This window comes from Sphingopyxis soli (assembly GCF_018682675.1).
Classification (GTDB): Bacteria; Pseudomonadota; Alphaproteobacteria; order Sphingomonadales; family Sphingomonadaceae; genus Sphingopyxis; species Sphingopyxis soli.
On the sequence record NZ_JAFMTR010000043.1, the window covers coordinates 36,206 to 43,242 of the forward strand.

Genomic DNA, 7,037 nt, shown 5'->3' on the forward strand with positions numbered 1-7,037 from the left:
ATTAACGACATGCTGCTATCGCGAGCGTGCATGGCTGACTCTTTTTCCTCGCCCGGCATCGACCCGCCGTCGCCGACACTGTCGGCGCGCCTGCGCGAGCTGGCCGATTTTCTGGCGGCTCCCACCGCGGGGCGGCTGACCGAGGAACAGCGCGCGCTATCCCTCGGCATCGCGCGCCGACTGGTCGAGGACGCGGCGCGCGAACTGTCGGCGGACATCGACATCGGCGCGTTGTGGCGCGACTGGCTGGACAGCGGCTTGCCGACGGCACCGCGACTCGCCGCTGCCTGTTTCGCACGCGCCGAGGAACATCGCTGGCGCGAGCAGTCGGCGCGGCGGATCGCTGTCCCCGTCGTGGTTCCGGTGGAGGGTGACGAGCCGCCGGCGCCCGAGACGCCCGACGCGACGCCCGAGGCCGACCGCGCGTATCTGGCACTGCGGATTGCCGACCGTCGGCGTGCCGACGGGCGGGGAAGTCCCCGGATTGCGCTCGAAGAGGTCGAGCCCGAACTGTTGCGTGCGCTGCTGCTCGACATCGCTGCCTGGCGGATGGTGCAGGCGGGGAAGGATGGCGAGTTGGCTGCCGGCCTGGGTGAAGCGGTGCGCAAGGTGGTCGAATATCGTGCGGCGATCCCGGGGATCGACGTAGCGGCGCGGCAATATCTGGCCGCGCTGGGCGAGGGGACAGCGGTCGAAGCGGCCGCGGCGAGTGCGATCGATCGCCACGACTGGCTGGCGCTCGTCGCGCTGGCGGCGGCCGCGAGCCGCCGATCCTTTGCCGACATGGCGCTCGCGTTGACGAGCGCGGAGGCGGCCGCTTTGCCGGCGCTTCTGGCGCCGCTTCGTCTGGACCGCACATCGCTTGCCCCGCTTGAAGCATCGCTCGCCGCGCTGCCATCGCGCACGGTCGAGACGCGCGGATGAACGAGCGGATCGTTCGCGGCCGCGTCGATAGCGCGGGGAGGTTGGTGAGCGCCGACGCGCCTTTGCTGCGCCTGCAACAGCGCGCCGGGGCGGCCATCGGCCAGCCGCTCGCGCTGCCCAATCTCGCGCGGCTCGTTGCGCTGGCGCAGCGGCTGCAGCGCGACATTTCGCGGCCGCTCTATGCCGCTGACGATCATAGCGACATTCATGCGCTCGTTCGCGTCCTGCCCGATGGGGAGGGAGCCAATCTTGAAATCAGCGACTGGCGCACCCGGCCGATCGTGCTTCCCGAGGCGCCGGCTGACGGCGCGGGCATGGCGCCGGGCGACGGGTGGATATGGGAATGCGATCAGCGGCTGCGCCTGCTGACCTTGCACGCAGAGGGCGATGCGCTGCCGATTCCGGCCGACTGGGAGGGACGGTCGCTGTCCGAGTTGTTCGAGCTCCAGCCCGACGAGCAGGGCCGGTTTCCGGTGCTGCGCGCGCTTGCGGGGCAGACGCGGTTCGACGGGCAACGCGTGCGCGTCGAGGCTGAACAAGGCACGGTCACGATGACGCTGGCGGCCGAACCCCTGTTCGACGCAACCGGGCGGCTGACCGGTTTTCGCGGCGTCGCCGCGAGGGGGGCGGTCGATACGGACGCGGTCGAATATCCGGCGCCACCGACCGATCCGGCCTTTGGATCGCTGCCGCTGTCCGATCCGCAATTCGGGCGGCGGATCGATGGTGCGCTGCGCGGTCCGCTGAGCCGGATTATCGCGACCGCCGAGACGATTCATGGGCAGTTCGACGGGCCGATCCGCGCCGACTATGCGCGCTATGCCGGCGATATCGCGCACGCGGGGCGCCACCTGCTCGGGCTGGTCGATGATCTGGCCGACCTCCAGAATATCGAGCGTCCGGGGTTCAAGGCCGCCGCCGACCAGATCGACCTTGGCGACCTGGCGCGCCGCGCCGTCGGCCTGCTCGGCATGAAGGCGGAAGAGAAGGGCATCCGCATCGACGCGCCGCGCGTCGACGACAAGATGCCCGCGACCGGGGAATTCCGGCGCGTGCTGCAGGTGCTGTTGAACCTGCTCGGCAACGCGATCCGCTATTCGCCCGACAATTCGCAGATATGGATCCGCGTCGATCGCGAGGGCAACCGTGCGATGGTGACCGTGGCCGATCAGGGGCAGGGCATTTCGGCCGAACAGCAGGATGTCGTGTTCGAGAAATTCGAGCGACTCGGGCGCACCGATAGCGGGGGGTCGGGGCTCGGCCTTTATATTGCGCGCCGCCTGGCGCGCGCGATGGATGGCGACCTGACCGTCAACAGCGCGCCCGGGCAGGGGGCCAGGTTTACGCTGAGTTTGCCGGCGCGGGATTGAAGGCGGACGATTTGGTGGGCGATCCCGCGCGAAAGCCGGGGATCTGCCGAAACCCGATCGCAGCAGGTTCAGTTGCGCTTCGCATTCCACGCGCGAACGGCAGCCATCGTCTTTTCGATATGCGCCTGCGGCTTGCTGTCGGTGTAGCTCAACAGGATCGTCCCGTTCGGCGCGATCACATAGGATGTGCGATTGGAGAGCGGCTTCCCGTCCGCCCCCTGCATCGTTGCGTCATATTGCGCCGCGACCTTCGCGCCGGGATCGGCTGCGACGGCGAATTTGTCGCGGCACTCCGACCGCGAAAACTCGGCGACGCGGTGGATATTGCCCGCAGTCACGCCGATCACCCGCGCGCCCAGCTGGTTGAACCGGCTGTTCGCCTCGGCAAACAGATGCGCCTCAACCGTGCAGCCCGGGGTGAAGGCGGCGGGGAAGAAATAGAGCACGACCGGCCCGTTCCGCAGCGTCTGCTTCAGTGACAAGCGGAATTCCTTGCCCGCCTGTGCCGCGCCCAGCGTGAAGTCGGGCGCCTTCGCGCCCTGCTGCAGCGCCGCGATGCCTTGCGCGGGCAGGATCACGGCCGCCAGACCCAGGCTGGCCGCAAACGCCAGTTTCGTCGCGATTTTCATTTGCGGTCTCCACCTTCAACTGCAGGGACGATGCTCCGCCGAAGTGACCACTCTACCGCGTTATTTGCCGACCGCAATCGCGTCGGCGCCGATCGGCCGACACCTGCACCGCTGCAACCGCGGTTGCACAGGGGCAGGCATCAGCCGGACCTGGCCGTCGATCAGCAGCGGCGATCGCCGCGATCGATCTCGCGTCCGATCAGCGCGCCGGCCGCACCGCCGATGATCGTGCCGGGAACGCGGTCGCCATAGCGATCGACCTCGCGGCCGAGCAGCGCACCGGCGGCGCCGCCGACGATCAGGCCCGTCGTACCGCTGCCGCGTCGGCAATAATAGCGTCGGTCGCGATAGTCGTTGCGGCGATAATCCCTGCGATAGTCGCGCCGGTAGTCGCCATAACGATCATGGTCGCGGTGGCCGTGATAGCCGTGGCGGTGGTGCCGGTCGTGCGCGCCCGCTTCGGCGGGCAACGCGGCAAGGGCGCTGGCGCCAATGAGCGCCGCCAACGCCATATTCCTGAACCCGAACATCAGTTTTCTCCATCTTGTCCCCCGACGCGGCCAAGATAGGGCGGCGAAGATGGCGCGTGGATGAATTGCCGACACCCCGCGCGCCTTCGCGAATCAGCTCGGCGAACTTTCGGGGCATCCTGCCGCGCCCGATTGACCCCGCGCGCCATTCGGCGCAGCATCGGCGCATGACCTTGACCATCGCTCCCAGCGGTCAGGCGTGCGGCGCCCGTGTGACCGGCGTCGACCTGACGAAGCCGCTCGATGCCCGAACCGTGGCAGCGATTCGCGCCGCATGGCTCGACCATCATGTCCTGTCCTTCCCCGACCAGCGGTTGAGCGCGGAGGATCTCGAGCGCTTTACCGGCTATTTCGGTGGCTTTGGCGACGATCCTTTCATCCGCCCGATCCCCGGCCACGATCATATCATCGCGGTAAGGCGCCGTGCCGACGAGACCGCGCCGCTTTTCGCCGAAAACTGGCATAGCGACTGGAGTTTCCAGGAACGCCCACCTGCTGGCACCTGCCTCTATGGCATCACCATCCCGCCGGTCGGGGGCAACACCGAATTTTCGAACCAGCACGCCGCGCTCGACGCAATGCCTGCGGAACTGCGCGCGCGTGTCGAGGGGCTGCAGGCCATCCACAGCGCGCGCAACGGCTATGCGCCGTCGGGTATGTATGGCGCGAACGATCAGGGCCGCAGCATGGACATCCGCTCGGATGACGAGGCGCTGAAGACCCAACTGCATCCCTTCGTCCGCGCGCATCCCGAAACCGGCCGCCTCGGCCTGTTCGGCTGCGCCGGCTATATCATCGGTTTCGACGGGCTCGACGACAGCGAGGGGCTTTCCCTGCTCTACGAGCTCATCCAGTGGCAGGGGCGCGAGGAATTTCGCTACAGCCATGTATGGGAGCCCGACATGCTCGTCATGTGGGACAATCGCTCGGTCCTTCACCGCGCGACCGGCGGCTACGACGGCCACGACCGCTTGCTTCATCGCACGACGATCGCGGCATGGGATGGCGTTTAGGCTTCGGCTTCCTTCGCCAGCGTGCTCACGACGCCCCGTGCGATCAGCGCCTGTCCGCCGAAATAGAGCGGCCAGACGAGCCAGATCGTCACATCCTTGCCGAGCACCCCGCCTTCGCCCGCAAAGATGAACAGATCGCTCGCAAGAAACATCATCGCGCCGATGCCGGTGCGATAGCGCGGAAAGCGGCTGGTCCATGCCGCCGCCGCCATCGCCGCGACGAACAGCGAATAGACCGCTGCGTGCCACCAGCCGGGCTGGGGACTCAGCATCCCCCACACGATCGCCAGCGTCGCGGGCATGGTCAGCCAGCCGAGCAGGCGCTGCGACGCCGTCATCTGCGCGCGCCGGTTGATCAGGTAGAGCGTGATCGCAATGACGTGCCCGATCGCGAACGCCGCCGCGCCGGTCTCAAGCCCCCTGGCATCAAGCAGCCAGTCGCCGAGCGCCCCGAATCCGAGAGCCGCCGCGATCAGCCAGCCATTCTTCTCGCGCGCATTGGCCGCCGCCCACAGCGCCAGAAAGGCGACCCCCGTCGTCTTCCACGCCCAGATCGCGGGACCATCGAGCCGCTGGAACACCGCGATGAAGAAACTGATCCCGCCAAGCAGCGCCAGCCACCACAGCCACCGCGCCCGATCCCAACCCGCTTCATCCATGCTTCGCCCCTTTGCATCTTCCAGGCAACCCGCCTAGTGGGCGGACGCCGAGAACTGAAACGCCCCCTCATCCGTCATCCCGGCGAAGGCCGGGATCTCGTCATCGCGCTCGAAGGCGCCGGAAAGATCCTGGTCTTCGCCGGGATGACGATTCAGATTAAGGCGATCCATTCAGTGCGCGGCAAACGCGGCATAAGTCAACGGACTGGAATCATGACACACGACATTCACATCATCGGCGGCGGCCTCGCGGGCTCCGAGGCGGCATGGCAGCTCGCCGAGGCCGGCTATCGCGTGCGCCTGTCCGAAATGCGCGGCGGCGGCGACATGACGCCCGCGCACCAGGGCGACACGCTTGCCGAGATGGTCTGCTCGAACAGCTTCCGCAGCGACGACGGCGACAGCAACGCCGTCGGCCTGCTCCACCGCGAGATGCGCGAGCTGGGCTCGATCATCATGCGCGAGGCCGACGCGACCAAGGTTCCGGCCGGCTCGGCGCTCGCGGTCGACCGCGACCTCTTCTCGGGCGGCGTGACGCGCGCCCTGTCGGACCATCCCAACATCACCGTCGTGCGCGAACGCATCGACACGCTCCCGGCCGAGGGCCTGACCATCGTCGCCACCGGCCCGCTCACCGCCGCCGGCCTCGCGGAGAGCATCGGCGCCGCAACCGGAAGGGATGCGCTCGCCTTCTTCGACGCGATCGCCCCCATCGTCTATCGCGACAGCATCGACATGGACGTCGCGTGGATGGCGAGCCGCTGGGACAAGGTCGGGCCGATCGGCGACGGCAAGGATTATATCAACTGCCCGATGGACAAGGACCAGTATCACGCCTTCGTCCAGGGGCTGATCGACGGCGAAAAGACCGATTTCAAGGATTGGGAAAAGGACACGCCTTACTTCGAGGGCTGCATGCCGATCGAGGTCATGGCCGAACGCGGCGTCGAAACGCTGCGCTTCGGGCCGATGAAAGGCGTCGGCCTCGACAATCCGCGCACCGGGCGCTGGCCCTACGCGGTGGTCCAGCTCCGCCAGGACAATGCGCTCGGCACGCTGTGGAACATGGTCGGCTTCCAGACCAAGCTCAAGCATGGCGCGCAGGTCGAGCTGTTCCGCACCATCCCCGGCCTCGAAAAGGCCGAGTTCGCGCGCCTCGGCGGCCTCCACCGCAACAGCTTCATCCGCTCGCCCGAATTGCTCGACGGCCAGCTGCGCCTGAAATCGGCGCCGCACATCCGCTTCGCGGGGCAGATCACCGGCTGCGAGGGCTATGTCGAAAGCGCCGCGATCGGCCTCGTCGCCGCGCGCTTCGCGATCGCCGAGCTCGGCGGCCGCGCCCTGCCCCCGCCGCCGCCCGAAACCGCGCTCGGCGCGCTGCTCGGCCACATCACCGGCGGCGCGGATGCCTCATCCTACCAGCCGATGAACGTCAATTTCGGCCTCTTCCCGCCGCTCGCCGAGGATGTGCGCAAGAAGGACCGCAAGCTGGGCTACACCCGGCGCGCCGGCGCCGCGCTGGCGGAATGGATGAAGGCCGCGGACGGCATCGCGGCCTAGGCGCGGGCCGCGGCGGCTGAGACGGCGGAATGGCGGCTTTGGGGTGGGGCGCTGTCGTTATGGTCCTCCCCATCGACTTGCGATGGGGAGGTGGCAGCCCGCAGGGCTGACGGAGGGGCCGAGCGCGCAGCGCTCGCTAACGCTCGCGGCCCCTCCACCACCGCTTCGCGGAGTGCTGGGTCGTCCAGTCCCCCGGACTGGACTGGTATTGCCGGGGGCAATCCAACCCTGCACTCCCGCTCCCCATCGCAAGTCGATAGGGAGGATCTTATGGCAGCAATCGGCGGTATGCTGTCATTCGTCATCCCGGACTTGATCCGGGATCCACCGCAGCGCTGAAGTCATGGACCCC

8 protein-coding genes are annotated in these 7,037 nt (G+C 67.9%); 4 read left to right on the forward strand and 4 right to left on the reverse strand.

Going from position 1 to position 7,037, the window contains the following annotated elements:
• The first annotated feature begins 30 nt into the window (after nucleotides 1-30).
• On the forward strand, nucleotides 31-924 hold the full coding sequence (locus J1N50_RS06600; RefSeq protein ID WP_215351443.1) for a hypothetical protein: 894 nt from the start codon (nucleotides 31-33) through the stop codon (nucleotides 922-924).
• Nucleotides 921-2,294, forward strand: coding sequence for a sensor histidine kinase (locus J1N50_RS06605; protein WP_215351446.1), 1,374 nt, complete (start codon nucleotides 921-923; stop codon nucleotides 2,292-2,294). Before J1N50_RS06600 ends, J1N50_RS06605 begins: the two co-directional genes overlap by 4 nt.
• 68 nt (nucleotides 2,295-2,362) lie before the next feature.
• On the opposite strand, the gene J1N50_RS06610 is transcribed toward J1N50_RS06605, so the two are convergent.
• On the reverse strand, nucleotides 2,363-2,923 hold the full coding sequence (locus tag J1N50_RS06610; RefSeq protein WP_215351449.1) for a peroxiredoxin: 561 nt from the start codon (nucleotides 2,921-2,923) through the stop codon (nucleotides 2,363-2,365).
• Nucleotides 2,924-3,084: 161 nt separating this feature from the next.
• Nucleotides 3,085-3,453 (reverse strand): glycine zipper 2TM domain-containing protein, encoded by a 369-nt coding sequence (locus J1N50_RS06615; protein ID WP_215351452.1) that lies wholly within the window; start codon nucleotides 3,451-3,453, stop codon nucleotides 3,085-3,087.
• 167 nt (nucleotides 3,454-3,620) lie between these two features.
• Between J1N50_RS06615 and J1N50_RS06620 the strand changes: the two genes are divergently transcribed.
• Nucleotides 3,621-4,466 carry a TauD/TfdA dioxygenase family protein gene (locus J1N50_RS06620; protein ID WP_215351454.1) on the forward strand — a complete coding sequence of 282 codons (846 nt, stop codon included), beginning with the start codon at nucleotides 3,621-3,623 and terminating at the stop codon, nucleotides 4,464-4,466.
• Here the strand turns inward: J1N50_RS06620 and J1N50_RS06625 are convergent.
• Complete coding sequence (locus tag J1N50_RS06625; RefSeq protein WP_215351457.1) at nucleotides 4,463-5,125, reverse strand: lysoplasmalogenase; 663 nt, start codon at nucleotides 5,123-5,125, stop codon at nucleotides 4,463-4,465. The two genes, J1N50_RS06620 and J1N50_RS06625, sit on opposite strands and share 4 nt — an antisense overlap.
• 33 nt (nucleotides 5,126-5,158) lie before the next feature.
• Nucleotides 5,159-5,296, reverse strand: a complete 138-nt coding sequence (locus J1N50_RS06630; protein WP_215351460.1) for a hypothetical protein — start codon at nucleotides 5,294-5,296, stop codon at nucleotides 5,159-5,161.
• Between the two features lie 42 nt (nucleotides 5,297-5,338).
• On the opposite strand from J1N50_RS06630, the gene trmFO reads away from it, so the two are divergent.
• Nucleotides 5,339-6,685 (forward strand): methylenetetrahydrofolate--tRNA-(uracil(54)-C(5))-methyltransferase (FADH(2)-oxidizing) TrmFO, encoded by a 1,347-nt coding sequence (trmFO, locus tag J1N50_RS06635; protein ID WP_215351463.1) that lies wholly within the window; start codon nucleotides 5,339-5,341, stop codon nucleotides 6,683-6,685.
• Nucleotides 6,686-7,037: the final 352 nt, after the last annotated feature.

Coding starts and splice junctions, on each gene's coding strand:
- J1N50_RS06600 (WP_215351443.1), top strand. CDS start 31: ATGGCTGACTCTTTTTCCTCGCCCGGCATCGACCCGCCGTCGCCGACA.
- J1N50_RS06605 (WP_215351446.1), top strand. CDS start 921: ATGAACGAGCGGATCGTTCGCGGCCGCGTCGATAGCGCGGGGAGGTTG.
- J1N50_RS06610 (WP_215351449.1), bottom strand. CDS start 2,923: ATGAAAATCGCGACGAAACTGGCGTTTGCGGCCAGCCTGGGTCTGGCG.
- J1N50_RS06615 (WP_215351452.1), bottom strand. CDS start 3,453: ATGTTCGGGTTCAGGAATATGGCGTTGGCGGCGCTCATTGGCGCCAGC.
- J1N50_RS06620 (WP_215351454.1), top strand. CDS start 3,621: ATGACCTTGACCATCGCTCCCAGCGGTCAGGCGTGCGGCGCCCGTGTG.
- J1N50_RS06625 (WP_215351457.1), bottom strand. CDS start 5,125: ATGGATGAAGCGGGTTGGGATCGGGCGCGGTGGCTGTGGTGGCTGGCG.
- J1N50_RS06630 (WP_215351460.1), bottom strand. CDS start 5,296: ATGGATCGCCTTAATCTGAATCGTCATCCCGGCGAAGACCAGGATCTT.
- trmFO (WP_215351463.1), top strand. CDS start 5,339: ATGACACACGACATTCACATCATCGGCGGCGGCCTCGCGGGCTCCGAG.